The 23783-nt window shown below is 41.3% G+C and carries 25 protein-coding genes; 17 read left to right on the forward strand and 8 right to left on the reverse strand.

All coding sequences use genetic code 11. The features are described 5' to 3' along the window. Nucleotides 1-71: 71 nt before the first annotated feature. From OO778_RS16760 to modC, 4 genes are all read left to right on the forward strand, one after another. Nucleotides 72-1523, forward strand: a complete 1452-nt coding sequence (locus tag OO778_RS16760; RefSeq protein WP_104970829.1) for a cobyric acid synthase — start codon at nucleotides 72-74, stop codon at nucleotides 1521-1523. Nucleotides 1524-1592: 69 nt separating this feature from the next. Next, nucleotides 1593-2348 carry a molybdate ABC transporter substrate-binding protein gene (gene modA / locus OO778_RS16765; protein WP_264912241.1) on the forward strand — a complete coding sequence of 252 codons (756 nt, stop codon included), beginning with the start codon at nucleotides 1593-1595 and terminating at the stop codon, nucleotides 2346-2348. A 27-nt stretch (nucleotides 2349-2375) separates the two neighbouring features. After that, the gene (gene modB, locus OO778_RS16770; protein WP_005394498.1) at nucleotides 2376-3062 is read left to right on the forward strand and encodes a molybdate ABC transporter permease subunit; all 687 of its coding nucleotides are present in this window, start codon (nucleotides 2376-2378) and stop codon (nucleotides 3060-3062) included. Further along, nucleotides 3062-4168 (forward strand): molybdenum ABC transporter ATP-binding protein ModC, encoded by a 1107-nt coding sequence (gene modC / locus OO778_RS16775; protein WP_258616178.1) that lies wholly within the window; start codon nucleotides 3062-3064, stop codon nucleotides 4166-4168. Before modB ends, modC begins: the two co-directional genes overlap by 1 nt. A gap of 71 nt (nucleotides 4169-4239) precedes the next feature. Here the strand turns inward: modC and OO778_RS16780 are convergent, their stop codons facing one another. Then, entirely contained in the window at nucleotides 4240-4677 is a 438-nt protein-coding gene (locus OO778_RS16780) for a DUF3069 domain-containing protein (RefSeq protein WP_005394495.1), read from the reverse strand. Between the two features lie 273 nt (nucleotides 4678-4950). Here OO778_RS16780 and OO778_RS16785 point away from each other — a divergent pair, with 273 nt between their 5' ends. Together OO778_RS16785 and OO778_RS16790 are read left to right on the forward strand one after the other, a co-directional pair. Next, nucleotides 4951-5910, forward strand: coding sequence for a diguanylate cyclase (locus tag OO778_RS16785; RefSeq protein WP_012842266.1), 960 nt, complete (start codon nucleotides 4951-4953; stop codon nucleotides 5908-5910). After that, on the forward strand, nucleotides 5907-6899 hold the full coding sequence (locus tag OO778_RS16790) for a Solitary outer membrane autotransporter beta-barrel domain (protein ID WP_258616179.1): 993 nt from the start codon (nucleotides 5907-5909) through the stop codon (nucleotides 6897-6899). The genes OO778_RS16785 and OO778_RS16790 overlap by 4 nt, the downstream gene beginning before the upstream one ends. A 24-nt stretch (nucleotides 6900-6923) precedes the next feature. On the opposite strand, the gene OO778_RS16795 is transcribed toward OO778_RS16790, so the two are convergent. Further along, nucleotides 6924-8162: a GGDEF domain-containing protein gene (locus tag OO778_RS16795; RefSeq protein WP_048625059.1), complete on the reverse strand. Its 1239-nt coding sequence runs from the start codon at nucleotides 8160-8162 to the stop codon at nucleotides 6924-6926. Between the two features lie 254 nt (nucleotides 8163-8416). On the opposite strand from OO778_RS16795, the gene OO778_RS16800 reads away from it, so the two are divergent. The 10 genes from OO778_RS16800 (at nucleotide 8417) to OO778_RS16845 (ending at nucleotide 18330) form a co-directional block, all read left to right on the forward strand. Then, nucleotides 8417-8785 carry a late competence development ComFB family protein gene (locus OO778_RS16800; protein WP_258616181.1) on the forward strand — a complete coding sequence of 123 codons (369 nt, stop codon included), beginning with the start codon at nucleotides 8417-8419 and terminating at the stop codon, nucleotides 8783-8785. Nucleotides 8786-8826: 41 nt separating this feature from the next. Then, on the forward strand, nucleotides 8827-9108 hold the full coding sequence (locus OO778_RS16805) for an HlyU family transcriptional regulator (protein WP_005394488.1): 282 nt from the start codon (nucleotides 8827-8829) through the stop codon (nucleotides 9106-9108). A 435-nt stretch (nucleotides 9109-9543) separates the two neighbouring features. After that, nucleotides 9544-11100, forward strand: a complete 1557-nt coding sequence (locus OO778_RS16810) for a Re/Si-specific NAD(P)(+) transhydrogenase subunit alpha (protein WP_005394487.1) — start codon at nucleotides 9544-9546, stop codon at nucleotides 11098-11100. Between the two features lie 8 nt (nucleotides 11101-11108). Then, nucleotides 11109-12485, forward strand: coding sequence for a Re/Si-specific NAD(P)(+) transhydrogenase subunit beta (gene pntB / locus OO778_RS16815; protein ID WP_257887974.1), 1377 nt, complete (start codon nucleotides 11109-11111; stop codon nucleotides 12483-12485). A gap of 155 nt (nucleotides 12486-12640) precedes the next feature. Beyond that, a complete protein-coding gene (vxrA, locus tag OO778_RS16820) occupies nucleotides 12641-14095 on the forward strand; it encodes a sensor histidine kinase VxrA (protein WP_025767766.1) in 1455 nt (484 codons plus the stop codon). Further along, nucleotides 14070-14732, forward strand: coding sequence for a response regulator transcription factor VxrB (gene vxrB / locus OO778_RS16825; protein ID WP_257887973.1), 663 nt, complete (start codon nucleotides 14070-14072; stop codon nucleotides 14730-14732). The genes vxrA and vxrB overlap by 26 nt, the downstream gene beginning before the upstream one ends. Before the next feature lie 6 nt (nucleotides 14733-14738). Beyond that, nucleotides 14739-15620 carry a DUF2861 family protein gene (locus OO778_RS16830; RefSeq protein WP_005394478.1) on the forward strand — a complete coding sequence of 294 codons (882 nt, stop codon included), beginning with the start codon at nucleotides 14739-14741 and terminating at the stop codon, nucleotides 15618-15620. A gap of 60 nt (nucleotides 15621-15680) precedes the next feature. Then, on the forward strand, nucleotides 15681-16802 hold the full coding sequence (locus tag OO778_RS16835; protein ID WP_012842270.1) for a conjugal transfer protein TraF: 1122 nt from the start codon (nucleotides 15681-15683) through the stop codon (nucleotides 16800-16802). A 42-nt stretch (nucleotides 16803-16844) separates the two neighbouring features. Continuing rightward, entirely contained in the window at nucleotides 16845-17006 is a 162-nt protein-coding gene (locus OO778_RS16840) for a YoaH family protein (protein WP_005394474.1), read from the forward strand. A gap of 934 nt (nucleotides 17007-17940) precedes the next feature. Beyond that, entirely contained in the window at nucleotides 17941-18330 is a 390-nt protein-coding gene (locus OO778_RS16845; protein ID WP_012842271.1) for a universal stress protein, read from the forward strand. Nucleotides 18331-18432: 102 nt separating this feature from the next. On the opposite strand, the gene OO778_RS16850 is transcribed toward OO778_RS16845, so the two are convergent. After that, a complete protein-coding gene (locus OO778_RS16850) occupies nucleotides 18433-18645 on the reverse strand; it encodes a hypothetical protein (RefSeq protein ID WP_152814274.1) in 213 nt (70 codons plus the stop codon). A 306-nt stretch (nucleotides 18646-18951) separates the two neighbouring features. Further along, nucleotides 18952-19791, reverse strand: a complete 840-nt coding sequence (locus OO778_RS16855) for a LysR family transcriptional regulator (protein WP_256936571.1) — start codon at nucleotides 19789-19791, stop codon at nucleotides 18952-18954. An 890-nt stretch (nucleotides 19792-20681) separates the two neighbouring features. Here OO778_RS16855 and OO778_RS16860 point away from each other — a divergent pair. After that, entirely contained in the window at nucleotides 20682-20942 is a 261-nt protein-coding gene (locus OO778_RS16860; RefSeq protein WP_264912246.1) for a hypothetical protein, read from the forward strand. A gap of 261 nt (nucleotides 20943-21203) precedes the next feature. On the opposite strand, the gene yciH is transcribed toward OO778_RS16860, so the two are convergent. The 4 genes from yciH to OO778_RS16880 form a co-directional block, all read right to left on the reverse strand. Further along, complete coding sequence (gene yciH / locus OO778_RS16865; protein ID WP_012842285.1) at nucleotides 21204-21515, reverse strand: stress response translation initiation inhibitor YciH; 312 nt, start codon at nucleotides 21513-21515, stop codon at nucleotides 21204-21206. A 1-nt stretch (nucleotide 21516) separates the two neighbouring features. Then, a complete protein-coding gene (locus OO778_RS16870) occupies nucleotides 21517-21903 on the reverse strand; it encodes a DUF3319 domain-containing protein (RefSeq protein WP_005395460.1) in 387 nt (128 codons plus the stop codon). Between the two features lie 128 nt (nucleotides 21904-22031). After that, nucleotides 22032-23021: a D-alanine--D-alanine ligase gene (locus tag OO778_RS16875; protein ID WP_264912247.1), complete on the reverse strand. Its 990-nt coding sequence runs from the start codon at nucleotides 23019-23021 to the stop codon at nucleotides 22032-22034. Between the two features lie 149 nt (nucleotides 23022-23170). Continuing rightward, nucleotides 23171-23740 (reverse strand): SPOR domain-containing protein, encoded by a 570-nt coding sequence (locus OO778_RS16880; RefSeq protein ID WP_005390018.1) that lies wholly within the window; start codon nucleotides 23738-23740, stop codon nucleotides 23171-23173. Nucleotides 23741-23783: the final 43 nt, after the last annotated feature.

Below are 23783 nucleotides of genomic sequence, written 5' to 3' on the forward strand. Positions count from 1 at the left end.
TTCATTTGCTTGAGTAAGTGGGGACGATGACGTTATGATTGTTCATCTTCCTCTATTCCTTACAAATGTTCATGAAATCAGCGATCCCATCTTTAATGGTTCAAGGCACCACTTCGGATGCCGGAAAAAGTGTCCTTGTGGCAGGTTTATGCCGTGTATTAGCGAGAAAAGGGATAAACGTTGCCCCATTTAAGCCACAAAACATGGCACTAAATAGTGCGGTAACCAAAGATGGCGGTGAAATAGGTCGAGCTCAGGCAGTTCAGGCACAGGCGTGTAATATTGAGCCAACCGTGCATATGAATCCGGTTTTGATTAAACCTAACAGTGATACAGGTGCTCAGATCATTTTGCAGGGCAAGGCGCTTTCAAATATGGATGCGGCTGGCTTTCATGATTACAAGAAAGTTGCGATGGATACGGTGTTAGATTCCTTCTCTCGTCTGACTCAAGAATTTGATTCGATCATGATCGAGGGTGCAGGGAGTCCTGCTGAAATCAATTTACGTGAAGGCGATATCGCGAACATGGGTTTTGCGGAGGCCGCTGATGTTCCGGTGATCATTGTTGCTGATATTGATCGTGGTGGTGTATTTGCGCATTTGTACGGAACACTCGCGTTACTTTCTGAATCTGAACAAGCGCGAGTAAAAGGATTTGTTATCAACCGTTTTCGAGGTGATATTCGTTTATTGCAATCGGGCCTCGACTGGCTAGAAGAAAAAACAGGCAAACCTGTACTCGGCGTGCTTCCTTTTCTTCATGGTTTGAATTTAGAAGCAGAAGACGCGATCACCGCGCAGCAAGAGTTGCACTCTGAGGTAAAACTGAATGTCGTTGTGCCTGTTTTAACCCGGATTAGTAATCATACTGATTTTGATGTGTTGCGATTGAATCCCGACATCAATCTACGTTATGTAGGCAAAGGCGAGAAAATAGATAAAGCCGACCTTGTTATTTTGCCTGGGACCAAATCAGTTAGAGACGACTTAGAGTATCTAAGAAGCCAAGGGTGGGATAAAGATATCTTACGTCATATTCGTCTTGGTGGAAAAGTGATTGGTATCTGCGGTGGCTACCAGATGCTTGGAAGCTTGATTGATGATCCAAATGGCGTCGAAGGCCAGCCGGGTCAAAGCGAAGGGCTTGGCTTACTAGACATCACCACGACGCTAACTAACAGCAAACAGCTTACAAATACGCAAGCACAGCTTTCTCTTAATGGCAAAACAGCCAATGTAAAGGGTTATGAAATCCACGTAGGACAAAGTGAAGTGCAGGGCGTTCAACCTCTTACATTGAGTTCCGGTGATGCAGAGGGGGCTATCAGCAAGTGTGGCCAAATCATGGGAACCTACCTTCATGGGTTCTTTGATGAGGCAGATGTCTTAAGCCTGGTGTCAGAGTGGGTAAACGGCACTCAAATCAAACAACAAGACTTTGAAGAGTTAAAGGAGCAAGGAATTAATCGTATTGCAGATGCGATAGAACAACATATGAACCTTGATTTTTTGTTTAAATAGCACATTTACAGATTGAACGTTATACCCAAATAACCAGTTCTTTCGCTTGCCTTGTATTGGAGTTTCTCTATGAAAGCATGGAAAACGCATGCTTGCCTCGCGGCAATATTAAGCATTTCATTTTCAGCTAACGCAGCTACGAACCTCAAAGTGTATGCGGCGTCTTCGATGACGAATGCGATCGACGAAATCGCACAAAACTTTGAAGAAAAGTATGACGTTTCTATCACTCCCGTTTATGGTGGCTCTTCTTCTATCGCTCGACAAATTATCAACGGCGCACCAGCGGATATATTCATTTCTGCGAATACTAAATGGATGGATTATTTGGTCGATAAAGACGTTATTTCTAGTGACAATGTCACAAGCTTGGTGCGCAATAGCTTAGTGTTGATTGTGCCTCAGTCTTCAGAATTAACCTCATTTAACTTCTCTGATGCAACAGCATGGGAGAAGGCATTGTATGGAAATCGCCTTGCGTTAGGCAATCCGACGTCAGTGCCTGCTGGTATGTACGCGAAAGAATCACTGACTACACTGGGTGTATGGAAAGAGATTCAAACTCAAATCGCACCAGCAAAGAATGTGCGCCTAGCTTTGGCGTTGGTTGAACGTGGAGAAGCACCTTTAGGCGTGGTCTACAAAACCGATGCGCAGTTAACCGACAAAGTCAAAATTGTCGGTGAATTTGCGAGTGATACGCATGCGGCTATTGTTTATCCGGCTGCAGTTGTGAATGATTCTACTGAGTCCGAGCAGTTCTTCCAGTACCTAAAATCGGACGAAGCCGCACGCGTTTTTGCTCAATATGGCTTTCAGCAATAAACCGGCTTTCAATAATAGGAACGAAGCGTGACAGAACTGGAATACCAAGCCTTAATGTTAAGCCTCAAAGTGGGCGCGTACGCAGTACTTTGGCTCATTCCTCTCGGCGTTTTTCTTGCTTGGCTACTTTCTCGAAAAACGTTCTTCGGTAAATCGATTCTCGATAGCTTAATTCATTTACCACTGGTATTGCCGCCAGTGGTTATCGGCTATTTGTTGTTGATTTCTCTTGGGCGGCAAGGGTTTCTTGGAAAGTGGCTCTATGAACATGTAGGGCTAGTCTTTAGCTTTAATTGGAAAGGAGCAGTAGTCGCTTGTATTGTGGTGGCCTTGCCTTTGATGGTTCGGTCTGTGCGGTTAAGTTTAGAGAACGTTGACCCTAAACTGGAACATGCCGCGTCAACGTTAGGCGCTTCTCCTTTAAAAGTTTTTCTCACCATTACGTTACCACTGACCATTCCCGGAATTATTACTGGGACGATGCTGTCTTTTGCTCGTAGTCTTGGTGAGTTCGGGGCGACGATCAGTTTCGTCTCTAACATTCCGGGAGAGACCCAAACGATTCCACTGGCAATGTACAACTTTATTGAAACGCCAGGTGCGGAAATGCAGGCGGCTCGCCTATGTATCATTTCTATCGCGCTAGCTTTGTCTACATTAATGATCTCTGAATGGCTAAATCGCAAAGCGGCAAGTCGATTGGGTGCGAAGTAATGACGATTAAAGTTCAATTTAAACAAATGCTTGGTGATACTGATTTCGATATTAAACTTGAGTTACCTTGTAACGGAATTAGCGCTTTGTTTGGGCGATCTGGTGCGGGAAAAACCACGTTAATTAATATCATCAGCGGATTAGTTGCACCAAAGCAGGGACATGTGGCGATTGGTGATCACGTTTTGTTTGATAGTGAACAGGGGATCAACTTACCAACACACAAGCGCGGCATTGGTTACGTGTTTCAGGATTCACGTTTATTTCCTCACTATTCGGTTCAAGGCAACTTGTTGTATGGCGTTAAAGAAAAAGATGACGAGTACTTTGATGCAGTCACCGAACTCTTGTCTATCAAACCGTTACTAAAGCGCTTCCCGAACTCACTGTCTGGCGGTGAAAAGCAACGTGTTGCGATTGCACGAGCATTACTATCAAAACCCAACTTGCTTTTGATGGATGAACCACTTGCGTCGCTTGATATGCCGAGAAAACGTGAGGTGATGCCTTTTCTCGAGGAATTGTCGGATAAGGTTAATATCCCGATTATCTATGTCACGCACAGTCTCCAAGAAATTTTAAGGCTTGCTCAGCACCTTGCAATTATTGACCAAGGTAAAATTACGAGTTCAGGTAAGCTTGAAGACGTGTGGGCTTCTCATGCGATGCGTCCATGGCAGTCTTTCTCGGATCAAAGCAGCTTATTTGAAGGCCGAATTGCTGAGCATCATGAGCGCTATGCGCTGACTTGTGTCAGCCTTGCACCTAATGCATCACTATGGGTGCAAAAGATTGATGGTGAGCCAGAGACGCCAATTCGCTTACAAGTGCGAGCCAACGACGTTTCTATTACGCTAGAGCAACCTAAGGCGACTTCTATTCGAAATATCCTGCCTGCGACGGTCGATTCAATCGAGGTGTTTAACGCGGCTGATGATAAACAGAGTATTAATGTATCGCTAAAGCTAGATGAGGGATGTTATTTGTGGGCAACAATAACACCTTGGGCGCTTGATGATCTCGACTTAAAGGCAGGTGATAGTGTATTCGCACAAATTAAAGGTGTCAGTGTCACGCAAAAAGACGTGGCATTAGCGCCGCATTAATCATTTAAAGCTACGCACGCTTAATGATCAAAAAAGGCCGCAAACGCGGCCTTTATTTTGTCGGAAAAACGTTATTTTGCGAACACTTCTTTGAATTCGCGTTTAAGAAGTGGGTCGCGACGTGCTTTCTTAAGTTGCTTAACCATGTCTTTCACGCAGTTGTGAAGCACATTATCAAGTAATTGAGCGCGGTATTCTTCTTTATCTTCATCTGTCATGTTTTCTGGCAGATTAAGAGTAGGGAATTCTTCCATCACGTTGATACCAGCAAATGCTTGGCCAACAGAAACTAGAGCATGAAATTGCTCGAAGTTATCTAGAATGTTCTGAGCACTTGCAGGCATTTCGTCCCAAGACTCACGCACTGCTTCTTCAGACACTTCATGGATAGAGGTAACCATTTCGAACATTTGCTCTGGAACTTCGTCAAACTCAATAACTTTACGTAGTTCAGGAGAAATGGTTGCTAGATCGATTTTTTTGCTTTCGCTGTTAGTTGCTTCTGACATGGTGTGTCTCTCATTACAAAAAGGCGGGAATATTAATACCAAATGCATCAAATAGCTATACCCATGTGTCCGCAAGATGACCAGAATACCTGAGTTTGTTGAACTAACGTTCGTTGGTCATGTTTTGGTAGGGCAATTCTCAGTGTAATCGTTATAGACAATTGATTCCGTGATATTTAAACAAAAATATAGCACTTAATTATGAGTCGAATGCAACAACTCTATGAGTATGGTATATGTTTAATAAAGACAAAATAAGAAATGGAACGCGTTATGCAACCGACAGGGACATCAATGCGAATCCTCCTGGTTGACGATGTTCAGCTAGACAGGATGCAGTTGGCTATTCGTCTTAAGCAACTTGGACATATTGTAAAAGCGGTGGGTAGTGGGCTAGAAGCACTAAACACCTACGAGAGTTTTGATCCTGAACTGGTATTACTCGATATATCGATGCCAGATATGAACGGTTTTGAAGTCTCTCTTCATATCAGAGAAACCTTTCCCGACTGGATCCCAATAATTTTCCTGAGCAGTCACGAAGAACCAGAAATGATTGCAAAAGCCATAGAGGCCGGCGGTGATGATTATTTAATTAAACCCGTAGATAAACTCGTACTGAACTCTAAGCTTATCGCAATGCAGCGTATTGCCCATATGAGACGAGAGCTTAAACAAGCGACAGCTCAATTGGAGAAAGTGAATCAACTTTTGACCCAGCAAGCGAATGAAGATGGCTTAACCAAACTCTATAACCGTCGTTATATCGATCATAAGTTAGAATCGATGGTTGCATGGCATGGCCGTCACAACATGCCAATGGCTTTGATTTTATTGGACGTCGATTTTTTCAAACCGTTTAATGATAATTACGGTCATATAGAAGGAGATCGTTGCTTGCAAGCCATTGCGAACCAACTTAAAGCAACATTTTGTCGCTCTGGCGAATACGTAGGGCGTTATGGCGGAGAAGAGTTTGTGGTGTTACTGGGTTGCACAGACGCCCAAACCGCAGAGAGAGAAGCAGAACGTATACAAGAGGCCATGTATTTTCTGGATTACCCACATGAGTATTCTAGCGTGTCCAATAGGGTGACAGTGTCACAGGGGGTTTTTGTTTTTCAACCGACGGGAAAAGAGCAGCAGTCTGATTTGTATGCGACGGTGGATAGAGCGCTGTATACCTCAAAATCTTTAGGAAGAAATACACATACGGTGGTAAATGCAAGTTGAAACAAGCTGTTATCAATAGTTATGCCTTAGCTACACTGTCACTTTTTTCATTATGTTCTAAGGCTAATTCGATTCAAGATCAGATACAAAAAGAGTATGAAAGGAACTTTGCTATTGGGATCGTTCTGTCAGATAGCGATGTCTTTACGGTAGGATTTCATGATTTCGATCCGAACGAATACTTCAACATAGATAACGAAGACATTGGTACTCAAGATTCGGTTGATCTCAGAAAGAAGATCGCAGTATCAACGCTACCATTTAGTTTTGATTTGTTTGAACAAGAGGGAATACAAACTCACTACCTATTAAATGGCCGAGTTTATGCCTTAAGTACAGAGCAAGATGTGTATGTAGACCAAAAAGGACAGATTCCAGATAAAAGTAAAGAGTTAGTCATGGGCGGATATATTGAGTTTGCTGGAGAAAAACACCTCACTGATAAGCTAACGCTTAGTGGCGCAATCGGCTCACACTTAATGTACTATCAAAACGATTATAGTTATCGTAGTAATGCACTGAATGACCTAAAACCATTTCTAGAAGGTGTATACCTAAACACCAGTGCTTGGGCCGTTGTCGGAGAAGTCAACACAAAGCTCAAATACCTAGAGCATGAATCGTGGGGTAAATGGTACCTCTGGTCGGCTCCTCACTATTTTTATGGCACTGGCTGGGGTAAAGCAAATAATGGTGATATTGGCAATCCGGAAGGCTGGTATTGGGTCAATGGAATAAAGGTGTTTTATGATTTTACCCACATTGGAGATACTGTGCAGTCAGTGTATTCGAGCTTCAATCGAGTTGATATTGGTGGTGATACAAGAAAACCCATGAATACTGTGCACTACTACGAAGCCAGTGTTGGATGGTTAATGACACCACCATTTGACTCCGATTGGATAGATAATATCGGGACCGGATTAACGATCAATTATGGCAGTGCGTTAAAAGGAGGAAGCTTAGTCTTGTTCTTTAATCAAGATTAGTCGGCTAACTTTCGCTCTGGGGTATTAATGAAGCCTCACGCAATTGCGTCCAGCCTTTTTCGCTTTGTAAAGCGCTTCGTCCGCTAACTTAATCACGTCCTGAGGTGCTTGCCCGTTTTTGCTGTCGGCCGCTCCGAAACTTGCGGTAACAAAGACCGACTTTCTCCTCGAACTGTCGTTACCACGCTTTTTTTGGCCTTGTTTATGGTTATCTGGGCGGGATTCTTCATCACGTAAAATCATCTCATACTCTGCAATGGATTTACGTGCTTCTTCTAAAAACTCTTTACACTCATCTGCGTACTTGCCTTTAAAGACGATGGTAAATTCTTCTCCGCCAAACCGGTATACTTTTGCGCCACCGGGAGTTTTAGTTAGACGCGAAGCGACCATTTTTAATACGTCATCACCCGTATCGTGACCGTAGGTATCGTTAAACTTTTTAAAGTGGTCAACATCAAGCATTGCGATCGTGAACTTTTTGCCCATGTGTTTTAAGTCAAGGTCGAGTGCGCGTCTACTCGGGATACGCGTTAAGCTATCTGTGAAAGCCAACTGATGGCTCGCAGAGGCTGCATAAATAATGATAAGCAACCCCGTTAGCGTAAACATGGTGCTAGATATGTATTGCACATCAAAGAAAATGAACGTCGCGGACGCCAGCACCATTGCAGAGTAGGTCATCGCATGGATGATTTCATTCTTCTTTAAAACAAGAATTCCGAGGAAGCAGACAATACCCACACAATATAAAACTAGAATAAAAGGTAGTTTAGAAACCGTAGGTACGATAAATAAAATGCCGCTTGTCCATTGTTCAAACCCACCTTCAACGTAATATGCTAACGTAAGGTAAGACCAAAGAACGAACATCGTTAACATCAAGAGGTAAGTAAACATGGCTCTTGAGTCAAAACCGTCTTTACTAAACAAAAATACCGCAAGAAAAGAAACAGGAAGTAGCGTGGCTAAAATGGTCAGCTCAAGTAAGGCTGTACCACTTTGAAGTGGGACTTGTAGCCTATGCTGTATCACGAAATAGGCCAGTAACATCGCTAAGCACACCATTGACTCCCGACCTTGCTTAAATGAATAGCAAAGGAGCAGTGCACAGCCTAACAGTATGTACGGCAAATTTGCGGCAATACCCCAGTTTGACTGAGTCATCTGAATGATGTTGTTCATGCTCGAACTCACTAATCCCAGCAACATAAATGGGAAAAGGAATCGAAAGCCTGATGAAGTCATTGATGATGAGGACATCTATTACAAATTGCCTGAAAATAGTTGATTATATAATTGGTTAGGTTAAGCGTTTCATCAATATAGATATTAATCTGCTATCGATTTTCATGCTTCGAGAACTAGCAAGAATACGTCTATTTGCTCATTTTCCCAAGTATTTTGGGAGACATTACGACAAAAAGAGAGAGATTGATTAAATTAAGAGCAATCAATAAGTTGTTATAAACAAGTCGTTGCTATACTTGTTTTCATAGAACAAGGGAGATTTGCCAATGCAGATAAGTTCAGATGTGCATAACTACATGGAAACACTTGTTGGACAAGTGCTCAGTTTGCCTCAGTTTGTAGAGCAGTATGACAACGATCAGCTCGCAGATATCGCGTGCCTTGCACTTATTCAGCTCAAACCCGTCTATATTCGTCATGATATTGATTTTTTATCTTCGCTTCCGGAACAAAAGCTCACCCAATTTAAGCAAAGTGCAGATATCGCGGTGAAAAACGCGGCAGAAATGGTGAAAGAAGACCGGCGTAAAAACCGAGATCATGATGTACCTGTAATTTTTACCCATACCAGTTATGATGAAGACAAAGAATTGGACTGGTATGAAAAACCAATCCTCAATGTCAATATTAAGTGATACAAGCTTAATCTATCGATGAGCTTACCCAAGGAGGAACCGTGGGATTTTTTTCGCGTTTGTTTGGTGGTAGTGAAAAAACTGCTGAAGTAAAAACTGTGGAACCAGTTGAGTACAAAGGTTTCCTTATTTACCAAGAGAGCCTTTCAGAGGGTGGGCAATACCGCATTGCCGGTCGAATAGAAAAGCAATACGACGATGAAGTGAAAACTCATCGATTTATTCGTTCAGATTTGCTCGGCTCGGAACAAGATGCCAATGAACTTATGTTGAAGAAATCTCAAATGTTTATCGATCAAATGGGCGATAAAATCTTCGACTAACAATTCACCGCAACTTGATTCCAATCATCTTAAAAAGAGCCATTAGTGTATATGCTGATGGCTCTTTCTTTTTTAGAGCTTAAATGTTTGTTAAGTCAGCATTTAATTATGATCTGGTTAGACCTCAGTCTAGTAAGGCATGGCGTTGTTATTTTTCGTGCTCAGAGCGACAATCATTCATTACTTAGCGTTATATGTAATGAAATTTAGTATTTAAATTACAAAACACTTGAAGTAATGAGACGCGTTCGATACAAACAGAATAATAACAGGGCTGTTAGTCAAGGTTTTATTGTGCAAATGGGTGGCCCCAAACACCATCTTTCGTTTGCAATTGTCTTGCGTGGTAAACAGATAGAAATAAAAAAGAGTTAGAGTAGAGCGACGCTCTGTTTTGGGACTAATTTATTGATATGTATACAAGGAGTATGCGTTTTGCAAATCGGTGTACCTAAAGAGATACTTGCGGGTGAATCGCGAGTAGCTGCATCGCCGAAGTCGGTTGAGCAGTTAATAAAGTTGGGATTCGATATCGCGATTGAATCCCAAGCGGGGGTGCTTGCGAGTTTCGATGATGCTGCTTATGAAGCTGCTGGTGCGAAAATCGTTTCTAGTGAAGAAGTTTGGGCATCTGGTCTTATTCTAAAAGTTAATGCGCCAATCGTAGATGAAGAACAAGGCATTGACGAAATCGCACTACTACAAGATGGTGCAACACTTGTTAGCTTTATTTGGCCTGCTCAAAACGCAGAGTTGATGGAACAACTTTCAAGTAAGAACATTAACGTTCTTGCCATGGATTCTGTTCCTCGTATCTCTCGTGCACAAGCCTTAGACGCGCTCTCTTCGATGGCTAACATCGCTGGGTATCGTGCGGTTGTTGAAGCAGCTCATGAGTTTGGTCGTTTCTTTACAGGTCAAATCACGGCTGCCGGTAAAGTACCACCAGCGAAAGTATTGGTCGCTGGTGCGGGTGTGGCTGGTTTGGCTGCAATCGGTGCTGCGGGTAGCCTAGGGGCTATTGTTCGTGCATTTGACGTTCGCCCAGAAGTAAAAGAACAAGTTGAGTCCATGGGAGCAGAGTTCCTGACCGTGGATTTCCAAGAAGACTCTGGTTCTGGTGACGGCTACGCAAAAGAAATGTCCGATGACTTCAACAAAAAAGCGGCAGAGTTATATGCAGAGCAAGCTAAAGATGTTGATATCATCATTACAACGGCACTAATCCCTGGCAAACCTGCTCCGAAGCTGATCACCAAGGAAATGGTCGACAGCATGAAAGCGGGCAGTGTCATTGTTGACTTGGCAGCTGCTAATGGCGGTAACTGTGAATACACAGTTAAAGACCAAGTTATCATGACAGATAATGGCGTAAAAATTGTTGGTTACACTGACATGGTCGGCCGTTTGCCAACGCAATCTTCTCAACTTTACGCGACAAACCTTGTTAACCTTCTAAAACTGCTGTGTAAAGAAAAAGACGGTAACATCAATATTGATTTCGAAGATGTTGTTATCCGTGGTGTCACTGTGGTTAAAGAAGGTGAAATTACATGGCCTGCGCCACCAATCCAGGTTTCAGCGCAGCCGCAAGTGAAACAAGAGCAACCTGCGAAACCAGAGCCTAAAGTAGAAGAACCTACCTCTCCAACGAAGAAAATTATTGGTGTAGCCGCGGCAGTAGGTGCTTTTGCTTGGATTGCATCGGTTGCGCCGGCAGCGTTCCTTTCTCACTTTACTGTATTTGTTTTAGCTTGTGTTGTCGGCTACTACGTGGTTTGGAATGTTACCCATGCACTTCATACTCCGCTTATGTCGGTAACGAATGCTATCTCCGGCATTATTGTGGTTGGTGCATTACTGCAAATTGGGCAAGGTAATGGGGTCGTTTCATTCCTATCCTTTATTGCTGTATTGATCGCCAGCATCAATATCTTCGGTGGTTTCACCGTCACCAAGCGTATGCTTGAAATGTTCCGCAAAGATAAATAGGAGTTACAATGTCTGCAGGATTAGTACAAGCAGCTTACATTGTTGCTGCATTATTTTTCATCATGAGTTTGGCGGGGCTTTCAAAGCAAGAGTCCGCTCGTAATGGTAACTACTATGGTATCGCTGGTATGACGATCGCGCTGATCGCGACGATCTTCAGCCCTGATGCTCAAGGCTTTGGGTGGATCATTATTGCGATGGCGATAGGTGGGGCGATCGGTATTTTCTATGCGAAGAAAGTAGAAATGACCGAAATGCCAGAACTGGTTGCGATACTGCACAGCTTTGTAGGTTTAGCTGCGGTTTTAGTTGGCTACAACAGTTACCTTGATGCGCCAGAAGCAGCAACTCATGCTGAACATGTTATCCACCTTGTAGAAGTATTCTTGGGTGTCTTCATTGGTGCCGTAACCTTCACGGGTTCAATTGTTGCATTTGGTAAGTTACGTGGTGTGGTTTCTTCTTCGCCGCTTAACCTTCCTCACAAGCACAAAATGAACCTTGCAGCGGTTGTGATTTCTACGCTTCTTATGATCTACTTCGTAAAAGCAGATGGCAGCATGTTCGCTCTGATTGTGATGACACTGATTGCGTTCGCGTTCGGTTACCACTTAGTTGCTTCAATTGGTGGTGCTGATATGCCAGTTGTTGTTTCAATGCTGAACTCATATTCAGGTTGGGCAGCAGCAGCAGCAGGTTTCATGCTCGCAAATGATCTATTAATCGTAACAGGTGCGTTGGTTGGTTCTTCAGGTGCGATTCTTTCTTACATCATGTGTAAAGCCATGAACCGTTCGTTTATCAGTGTTATTGCTGGTGGCTTTGGTCAAGAGATTGTAATTTCAGGTGACGAAGAGCAGGGCGAACACCGCGAAACAACGGCAGAAGAAGTCGCTGAAATGCTGAAGAACTCAAAATCAGTAATCATCACTCCAGGATATGGTATGGCTGTAGCGCAAGCGCAGTATCCAGTGCATGAAATTACTGACGTACTTCGTTCAAAAGGTATTGAGGTTCGCTTTGGTATTCACCCAGTAGCAGGTCGTCTTCCGGGACATATGAACGTGTTACTTGCTGAAGCGAAAGTACCGTATGATATTGTTCTTGAAATGGATGAAATCAATGATGACTTCGTTGAAACAGATACCGTACTGGTTATCGGCGCTAACGATACGGTAAACCCAGCAGCTCTGGAAGATCCGAACAGCCCGATTGCTGGTATGCCTGTACTGGAGGTTTGGAACGCGAAAAATGTAGTGGTATTCAAGCGTTCAATGAATACTGGTTACGCAGGTGTACAGAACCCACTGTTCTTCAAAGAAAATACATCAATGCTATTTGGTGATGCGAAAGAAAGTGTTGAGTCTATTTTTAAAGCACTTTAACCATTCTTGATTTAAAACTATACAGGGTCAGCAATCGCTGGCCCTTTTTTGTTCCGTTTCAATGTTATAGTAATGCAAATCCTTCTGTTAGCTGATGTCAATTGCTTGTAGATTGATGTATAGTTTTGGCTAATGTAACAAGTGACGGTAACAGTTTGATTAAAAAGTTTTTGCTCGGTTTTGCAACTGTATTGCCGCTTTTTTCGGCACCTGCATTTTCCGATTCACTACCAGAAAGAATAGATACGTTTACAGAGCTATTTAACTATGAAGTAGCTCTTAAGTCGTACGATATTCGTATTCTGCAATCAAATTATCCTACCAAGTTACTTGCGCCAGATTCGCTTCTGCCGCAAACGTCTGACTATCCGTTAAAAGATATCCAACAGCTTTACAGCTTGGCGAATACTTGTCGTGGCAAATTACCATTAAGTCCTTTAATTACTGAGCCTTTAGTATTTACAAGAGCGATTTGTAAAGGGACGCAGCTGACACCTCGTTGGTTCTCGCGTAGTGGTCTCATTCACCCTGGTGGTGGGACGTACGCGGCGCGTTATGTGGATAAGTATCCAGAACTCAAACCCAAACTATCTCAGTACATGCATATAAAAGAGCGTGATAACGAGGAAGGGGATGAGTTGCTAGAAAGCTTGAAAAACATGGATGACGACGCCATTAATGCTTTGATTGCAGGCGCGAGCATGTTTATTGAAGGTAATGAACTTTGGCTAAGACGTGGTGACCGTTACTTTGTTTTCGAGAAAGATATCTGGCAAGAGAACGTAGCGAATGCGGGTCTGTCATACGCTCTAGCCTCTCAAAGCAAAAGTTGCTTTGTTAAACGAGGCAATATTTGTTGGGATGTAGAAGATCACTCGCAAGTTTTGCGGATCAGTATGATCATACTGGTAATCGCCAATATTCTTTTGGTGATTGGTTGGGCGGTATACCGTTGGAATAGCAAGCGAGAAGAACTACGTAGTAGAATGCTCGTGTTGCAAATTTTAACGCATGAGCTCAGAACACCGATTGCATCTCTATCACTAACGGTTGAGGGCTTTCGTCGAGAGTTCGAGCATTTGCCTGAAAGTGTGTATGACGAATTCCGCAGATTGTGTGAAGATACGCGCCGCCTGCGTCAATTGGCAGAAGCGAGTAAAGATTATTTGCAATCTGATAACCAAATGCTTGCAACAGACTGGGTACCATCCGTTGCAGATTGGTTAGAATTTAAGATCGAAGAAGAATTTGATAGTGCCGTGCTTTTTAACATCAATGAAGATGTGGCTGCTAAAGTTAATGTGTACTGGTTAGGAACTTGTATCGATAACTTGCTTCGTAATGCGCTTAAGTACGGTGTCGCACCGGTTGAATTGGATGTCTCAACTAGTGAAGAAAAAATAGTATTCCAAGTCCGAGATGCAGGAGGCCTAACGGCTAAAGATTGGGCAAATTTGAAGAAACCGTTCGTCAGTAAGAGCGGGTTAGGACTTGGATTAACAATCGTTGAATCTATGGTAGGCCGCATGGGCGGAAAAATGTCCTTAATGGGACCACCTACAACTTTTATATTGGAGATACCTTGTGAAACAGACACTGCTTCTCGTTGAGGACGATAAAAACTTGGCTGATGGCCTGTTAGTAAGCCTGGAACAAGCAGGATATGAGTGTTTACATGTGGAACGTATTGCAGACGTAGAACCACAATGGAAAAAAGCTGACTTGGTTATTCTCGATCGCCAACTCCCAGATGGTGACTCTGTACAATGTCTCCCAGAATGGAAACAGATTAAAGACGTACCAGTTATCTTGCTAACGGCACTTGTTACCGTAAAAGATAAAGTTGCAGGCCTTGATTCCGGCGCAAACGACTACTTAACGAAGCCTTTTGCTGAAGCGGAACTCTTTGCGAGAATCCGTGCACAGCTACGAGCACCGGATTCAGCAGAGCAAAGCAGCGTTGATAAAGTGATCACAAAAGACTTAGAAATTGATCGTTCAACTCGTGAAGTTACCTATAAAGATGAGCTAATTACGTTAACTCGTACAGAGTTTGATCTACTGCTATTTTTAGCGTCGAACTTAGGTCGCGTGTTTACTCGTGATGAGCTACTTGACCACGTTTGGGGTTACAATCACTTCCCAACGACACGTACTGTGGATACGCACGTATTGCAGCTTCGTCAAAAACTGCCAGGACTGGAAATTGAAACACTTCGCGGTGTTGGCTACAAGATGAAAGCATAAGTCATAATGAAAACACTACTCCCCGTAGTTCTCTCATTAGCGTTAGTGAAACCAGTCCATGCAATGGACTGGTTTCAAACCAACACGCCTTTAACGCAGGCACATCAACACTTACTTGAAGATGATCTTGCCGGTATGTTCAACTCTCTTGTTGAACTGTGGCAAACGGAACCAAGTAAAGATTTGACTCCTCATCTCAATGACCTTCTTGGTCAGTCACTATCTAAAAACTGTGGCAAGTCTCTCACTGGTGTAACGCTGCCTGAATGGATAAGTGGCGTGAACGTTATTCGTCAGACCATCCAAAGCCCTGGGCGAGATACATTTAGGTTAGTGATCAAGCTAAGAGCTACAACTGACATCGAAAATATTTCATTTAATCGATGGGTGGATGATTCTATATCCGCAGACAGTTCATTCAGTTATGAAGAACAGCCGAGCGGTACGGAATTAGCCAATGAGCGTAGTTATTCGAAACGCTATAACCTCACGGGTAAGCTTGAAGCAGGCTTGTATCACTTAACTATTGTTTCTAAAGATAAACAAGAGTATCGAACTTGGGTAATATTAGGAGATTCCAATTCTTCGCAATATGTTCGTTGGACATCTAAAGAGAATTGGAAAGTAGAAAAGAGCGCACTTCGTAATCCCCATTGTCCATTACCGCAACTTGAAGTTGGTTTATATGACTACATTGATGGTCAATACGAGCAAATGTGGAAAAAGACTTACGAGTCTAACTATCCCAACTCACTAGAGCTTGCGGGTGTCCCAAATGATAGATACGTGCTAGCAGTGAGTATCAACAGTCGTCGTTGGCAGGGCGATATAATTGTTGAGCAAGCTCAAACTATTAGCCGAACCTATGATCTTTCCCAAGAAGAATAGTTAAAGAAATACCATTTGTGCCGATAAAGGTTCAGGAAGAACCAAAATCACAAGTGTAGTATGAAAACCAAATATAAAATTCTAGCCACCTCTGTTGCCACCACACTTTTCGCAAACGTTGCTTCGGCTGCCACTTATGCGATAGAAGCTCGTAGCGATGCGATGGGTGGCGTTGGTACGGTATCAGCAACTTATCTGACTGCTCCTTTTTTCAACCCCGCACTTACTGCAATTTATCGCCGAAACGATGATGCAGGAATGATCGTGCCAAGTTTTGGTGGTAACTACGATGATCAATATGATCTTGTCGATGAAATCGAACGCATCAGCAAATTGACTGATGTCGATGAAATCAAAAAATCGATGAATGCCATAGATGGAAAAAAAACTGACTTTGATCTTGGTGGCGTTGTCGCTATAGGTATTCCTAATAAATTTTTATCTGCAACTGCATACGGTAAGTTATACACTGAATCATTCGTGCAACCAAAAGTAGATACGTCAGGTACTAATCCGTTAGACGATAGCTACGTACAAGGTGTTTCTATTGGTGTTGCTGAAGCAGGTGTATCACTTGCTAAATACACCAACTTTATGAATCAACACCTTTCATTTGGTGTTACGCCTAAACTTCAGCGTATTTATACGTACTCTTACGCCACGAGTTTTCAGAATTTCGATACCAAAGATTTACGTGAACATGAAACAGCGGAAACGATGTTTAACTTGGATGCGGGCGCGCTTTGGTTCTTTGGCCCATATCGTGTCGGTATTTCAGCAAAAAACTTGATCGGAAGAGACGTTAAAACAAAATCGTTCATGTATGGCAGTGATACGATTAAATCATACGAATACAGCATGCGTCCCGTATATACGGTCGGGGCAGGGATTGTTGCCGATTACTTTACTATGAGTGTCGACTACGATCTTAATGAGGAAAAACGTTTTTCATCCTTCGATGATAATACGCAAATGATTCGAGCTGGTATTGAATTTGATATCTTGCGTCAAATGGCGTTGCGAGCGGGTTATATGAAAAACTTAGCTCGAAGTAGCGACGAAGGTACCATTACTGCGGGTATTGGACTGTCTCCACTTAAGTTGATCGAATTAGATATTGCTGCTCAGTACACGAACGAGAACGCAATGGGGGCATCAATTAATTTCCTTGCGACCTATTAATTGAATCGTTATAGTCTGCTCCTCAAAATGAGGAGCTTTTTTATGTTTGACGATTTACCCCCTCTATCTCACCAAGAGCAACAACAAGCTGTAGAGAAAATTCAAGAATTGATGGCGAAGGGCACAAGTACAGCAGAAGCCATCAAAATTGTTGCCGAACAGATTCGATCTGAGTACGCAGAAAAACAACAGCAACAAAACTAATTAATTCATATCAGGGCTTTGGCCCTGTTTTTTTGGTCTCATATTATCCTCAAATATTTTCACACCTTAACGTAGTTACGTCGTTACGTCGTAACGCTATCTCTATACCTTTCAATTTATTCAACTTCCTCTATTCTGTACTAATCAATTGGTAAAATTTTACTTGTTTAAGTTAACCTTGATGCGTTCTGGCTTGAACGAATATGGGGTGAAATGCTGTTTTTAAATTAAAATGAATAAATTCAGTAAGTTGTGTTGGATTTTTGTATGGTGCTTATATTTCGGTCATGCTTTTGTGTAATTAAATTACAAGGCGGTGATTGGGCATTTTTTCAAGTAGAGGATTATGCTGAAAAGATAAAAAAGACACGTTGTAACAGAAAAATAAAATCTGAATATAGTTATATAGTTGACGTTATAGAGACAGTAAGTGCTCGCAGACGTATGTCGGTCTTAGGTTGAACATAGGAGTGTTGGACTCTGTTTTAACTCTAAATCTTGTCTTTAATTCAGTGTTGTCTATGAAAATGACTCTTAATCTTGATCGATGGATTACACGAAGAAATTACTTATTGCCAAGTGGTTTTACTAAACTAGGCGACGTTGTAATTAGGAATATAAAACAAGCTGCAATAGAAATTGACAGGGTTTAGAAGCATAGTGACGGCGTAACGTGGGTTTGTTTGCGTTAGTTACATAGTTATGTACATCTTAAGGAGGGAGAAGAAAATGGGCCACATATCAATAACCGGTTCCTAAGTCACTAGTTGACTTCACGAGCCTTCAATGGCTATTAGATAGCTGATCGCTCGGCTGTTTCCACATTCTTATATCAAACTCCAATATTTTCATGAAATATGAGTTTAGACATTGCATTCGCTCTTAGTGAACTAGACTTACTATAAGCACATGAAAACTAACTAGGAGAGAAAGAATGAGTTACAAGCACGTTTTAGTCGCTGTTGATTTATCTCAATCTAGCCAAGTCGTTATCGAAAAAGCAATAACTCAAGCAAAGAACTCGAACGCCAAACTTTCATTCGTTTATGTGGATGTTGATCGTGTGATCATGGAGCCGAAAGAAGAACAAAAGTTGCAAAAGGAGCTACAAGAACTCGCTGATAAATGCCTATATCCAGTACACGAGACGATGGCAGTTATCGGTGACCTTCATATCAAATTGTCGGGAATCGTAAAAAAAGAGGGAATAGACCTAGTTGTCTGCGGTCATCATCATAATTTATTGAGCCGTTTCTTTTCATCGGTACCAAGGGTAGCGAATGAGGTTGAAGCGGATTTATTGATTGTTTACTTGGATGAGTGACAGTAACGCAGGTTTGTGCCGCATCTTTTGTAATCGCGTTTTTCGCATATTAAAAAGCCGAACGTTTGCGTTCGGCTTTGCGTATGATTGATAACAAAATAATTAACCAGGAATGGCAGATGCCTCTTGGGATAAAACAGATGCAGACTCTGCGTTTGACTGCAAATCAAAATGTACGTTAACTTGCACACCTTCTCGCTCAAAAGTGACATCATCAAAATCGGTCATAGCGATTTTGAATCCATTTCTAGCAAAAAAGCCAGTCACCATAGTTCGCTGCTTAATTTCTAGTGCAGACGCGAGTAGCTTATCCATGGCATTCTCCTTGGTTATTGTGGGGATATGGGTAGAAGATACACGCAGAACGGTATGAAATCAATTTAATATAAAGCTGCTTTCGATTAAATTTTTAATGTAAGTCAATCTATTGTTTAACCCACGTGATTTATTCCACGCAAAGCCTTGATAATGAAACGGTATAGCATCTCATGTTGTGATAACAAGCATAAAGATGAGGATTTTCATAAATGCCTAACGAGGCTCTTTGAAACAATACGTTACAAAGCTTCTCGCTAGGCCTCATGAGTTATCAAAGGAAAATTATTAGCCTGAAAAGCCATCCTAAAGTGATTCATTTTTCAATATTTTTGATAACTCAGACCTAATAAAAGTAGATATTTCAGCTAGCTTTCTTGGTAAAGGGTTTTGATAAGGGTAGGCGATATACATGGAGCGTTCTATATCAAAATTTTGTGAAATTCGGATATTGTTGTCTATATGGTTACCTTTTACAAGGTAATTTGGAATGACGCCAACCCCAACCCCCTCAGAGACAAAGTTTATTAAAATAGAGGTGTTATCAACTTCGATAACGTCAGTGTACTGCTTTTTAATTGATTCCTTATTCGAGTGATTCTTGTAGATTAATAGCGTGTTGTTATTGGCATTGTTAACTGTAGATATTAAAACATCGTTATAATCACCGATTTTATGTGCAATCAGAGTGTCATCAATAATATTATTAAGCCTAATCGCTAAATCTACGTTGCTTTCTAATAAATTCTCAACATTGTTACTTGATGATATTTCAAAGTTCACTGCTGGATATCGCTCTTGTAAGCCTTTAAGAACAGAGCCAAAAATAGAAGAGGCTATAGAGTTGGGCATTGTAATTTTAAACTTTCCATTAATGCATTCACTCAACGAGCTAGCTCTGTAATTTAACTCCTGCAAGCTCTCTAACGTTTTGATGGCAAGCTCTCTAATGCTTTCACCATGATCAGTTAAAACGAGTTTTCTTGTTGTCCTGTGGACGAGTGTTACACCAAGTTGTTTTTCTAATGCCGCTAGCTGCCTGCTGACTTGAGCTTTCGACTTTCTAAGTTCTTTTGATGCCTCTGTAAGAGAGAGGTGTTTACAAATGGCTGCAAAGCAGATCAGCTCATTGTTCATCAATTCCATGATTGTTACCTTTTTGCAACTCTGAGTCACGTTGTCTTTTAGCGGGAGGGAAAGTATAACTTGCATCAACGGAGGGGGACAATAATATTTAAAAGCCGTCATGAAATAATGGCAGACTACTATCTTAATAAAACCATATTGGATATTAAGTTAAACAAATATCCTGAAGAAATTAACTCAATCGACTTAAATAACGAAACGGAAAATTTAAAAATAAAGATTCTCTCTCGTGAAATTACTAAGTTAGATTCAGGTGATTTAATTGTCGATTGCGCATCATTGATAATGACTCATTCAAAATCGACAAAAGCAATAATAAAGATCGAACTTGAAAATAATTCTTTAAATTATAAAGTTAAAAATGTGAGAATATTTAAATATGAAGACTGCAATACAAAATTCGAAAAGATCTGTTTATCAGAAAGGTACATTGTATAGAATAATAAATAATATTAGTGCTTTGTATACAAAATCGTTAGTAAAATTATTTGGTGAAGAGTTGAGAATCCATCATTGCAAACATAAAATTAATGTAAGAACCACTAGCGAGTTGAGTGAACATATGAAGAAAGATCTAGGTATAGATTGAAAAGTAGAGAGTTTACATCTAATGGATGCCTTGTTCCTGTAAAGCTAATGTAATACTTACACTTTTGGGATGAACAATATGTGGCCATAAGTGAGAACATTGAATTTTCTCGTCCTTTCGATAACTTAAAACATAAGTTATCGAAAGGATATAATGAGATTTGAAGACAAAGGCTTTAAGCAATCGTTAGGTTGCTTATCTGATATAACTTAAACACTAGCTCATGACCAGCAGAGTTAGTATCAGAACTTCAAGAACGCCAGCAAAAGATCTTGTTAACTCAGAAAGTTGGAGAGAAATAATGGAATATCCGATCCAGTTGTTCGGTTACTTGAATGAGCAAGATGCAGAACCAACGTGTACAGTGTTGAACGTAACCCAAGATACAATGAAGGAACTTAATCAGCCACACGGTTTTAAAGTTGATGACTGGTTATTATCAAGTTGTCGCTGTGGTGAAATCGAAGTTCACGGTCCATACAAGACAGCTGATGAGGCTTGCAAAGCAGCAACAGCCAAATACGGTGTAACTAAACTGACTTCAGCAATGCTAATCTTCTAACTCTTAAGTTCGTATTATGTATATTATGTTAAATTGAATGTAATCGTACGCCAAATGTTGCCAATGAGCACTCCTATTCCCCTGTGAATTTGAAATTTAAAGCCTTTAATGTGAGTATTAAACATAATGGCTATTTACCATAAAATAGCTAATATCGATCTATCAATCTGCGATTGCTTGTTCTTCAATTAGCGTATTACTTACCAAAATAAAAAATGGCGTCTATTTTTAGACGCCATTCTGAGTTTTCCTTAATGTAAATTAGCCACCGGCTAATTTGACTGTCATGCCTTTCTTTTCAAGATGCGCTTTGATCTTGTCTCTAGCATCACCTTGAATTTCGATATTGCCATCTTTTACCGAGCCACCACAGCCGCAGACTTTTTTGAGCTCTGCAGCTAATAATTTTAAAGGTGCATCATCCAAGTCTAAACCTGTAACGATGCATACACCTTTACCTTTACGTCCTTTCGTTTGGCGCTGAATTCGTACAATACCGTCGCCTTTGGGGCGAGATGTTTTCTCTTCTTCCGGCTTAATTCGACCGGTTTCTGTTGAATATACCAGAGTCATTCTATTGTTTCTTTTGTTGTTGAGCTTGCATCGCTTTTTGCTTTGCAACTAAATAAGCTTCGATATGACGTTGAATAGCAGTTTTACTACCCTTAATCAGTTTACCATTAAACATACAGTACCAAGAGTTGGGCTGACCTGTATCATTTTGAATCGTATAACCGTTAAAGACTTCTGATTTTGCACCACCAACTTGCTGCGCTCTTTGTCCAAGCGCAGCAAACTCTTTGGGATCAATAATTGATGCGGTGTCGCACCACCAATCAATGCTTTTCTTTACCGCCGTCAAACTACCTTGTAAGACGTGGTTCTTGATTTTAACCTTCCAAATACTGCCATCTGGTCCGCCTGACTGCAGGTTAAAACCTCTATAGTTTGAAATCGCCATACCACTGAGTCATCTGTTTAATGCGTTGATATAATCATAATTGCTACTGAGCAATATTCAAATACGGCTTGAATAAACCTTGCTCTAGAAAACAATTTCTATCATAAAACGCGCCTTGATAACGTTAATCACTTTGCACTGTTTATACAATCTTCCAAGAACTCATGGAATTTGTGCCCGTTATTTTGAAGCATTTTAGGGAACATCGAGATCGGAGTCATACCTGGGAATGTGTTTACTTCGTTTAAGTAAATCTCATCATCTTCCGTTAAGAAAAAGTCGATACGAGACAAATGGCGAAGATTCATTTGCTTAAACACCCTCTCAGATGCGTGCTGAATTGCATCTAATTGTTCTTGGGTTAGATTCTTCGCTTCAACTTCAGTTAGCGAGTGACTTGAACTGCTGTACTTTTCATCGTACGAGTAAAAAGCACCGTCAGGTGCAATAACCTCGCCTGGCTTCGTTATGTGCAGCTGGCCATTCATCTCATATGCAGCAACTTCAAGCTCTCGTGGTTTTACTGATTTTTCAACCAACACTTGGTCAGAAAACCCAAACGCATCATTTACTGCATTGGAAAGTTTATCTTTTTCTGTGACGCTGTAACATCCAACGGATGACCCTTGACGAGCGGCTTTGACAAAGACTTTTCCCCATTTTTCAAACGCTTTATGAGCTTGAGCATGAGCTTCTTCATCGTTGCGCGTTAAGAATAAGTATGGCGTATTGGGAATGCCGATAGCGTCGTACCAAAGCTTAGATGTGATTTTATTGAAGCTATTGCTACTTGCTTCTGGCCCGCAACCAAGGTAAGGAATGCCTGCGATTTCAAACAGAGATTGAATATCACCTGTCTCGCCTGGAAAACCATGTATACAAGGCACAATGAAATCGATGGTTTGATTAGATTCACTTGAGCACAACTGCTTGGTATTGAGATCCAAGTAAACCAACTCACCTTGGTTGGTCATCCAACCTTCGTTTTTAATTTCTACGCGTGTAACGTGAACGTCTTCAATAAGATTTAATTGTTGTTCGACAAAGTTTGCAGACAATAATGAAATCTCGTGCTCAGAAGAGCCGCCGCCGCATAGTAGAAGAATATTTTTAATCATGAATCAATCTTTCCGTGACCTACAAAAGATACTATTTATTATGATAAACCTTTGAAGTGTGACGTACAGTAATTTTAGTGTGAGGAATTTTGTTCGAGTAGGATTTGAACAAATAAATAAGGGAGCTATTCGCTCCCTTATTTGATGTGTTAGTTTAATTTGTTAAGCGTTGGATAAGCTGAGTTTTTAATGGCGTCAATGCTTTTAACAAATGGTCTTAACTGCTGAAATTGAGCAGGCAAAGTCGAAATCGCTTGCTTGGCTTCCGCGCTTGTTGCGTAGTCTCCGTATAAAACTGAGAACCACTTAGTACCGTTGACGACTTTGTAGTTTTCCCAAATTGGCTGACCGTTCTGTGGCAGCTTATTTGCAAACTGATCGACTTTCGCTTGGCTACCCACAGCCGCGACTTGAATGGTATAGCCGAATCGTTGAATACCTGCTTGCTTTTTACTCGGTGGTACGATCTTAACTGGCTTCGCCTGCTCTTTTGGCGTTAGCTTGACTACTTTTTTCTCTTCAGGCTTTGCCGTCATTTTCACAACAGTTGGTTGTACGTCTTTTTCTACTACAGCGTTTTCAGACGCCATAATTGGCTTAGAGATACGATCTGATTTGTAGTCCTCTCGATAACTTTCAGAAGTTACGTCTGTGATGTAAGTTTCAGATGCACAAGCAGAAAGCAGGACTGACAAGCCGATGATTGCGATTTTTTTCATGAAGTAACAAATGCTCTGGATAAATATTACGATAAATCATGCC

This window comes from Vibrio sp. STUT-A16 (assembly GCF_026000495.1).
GTDB classification, from domain to species: Bacteria; Pseudomonadota; Gammaproteobacteria; order Enterobacterales; family Vibrionaceae; genus Vibrio; species Vibrio diabolicus.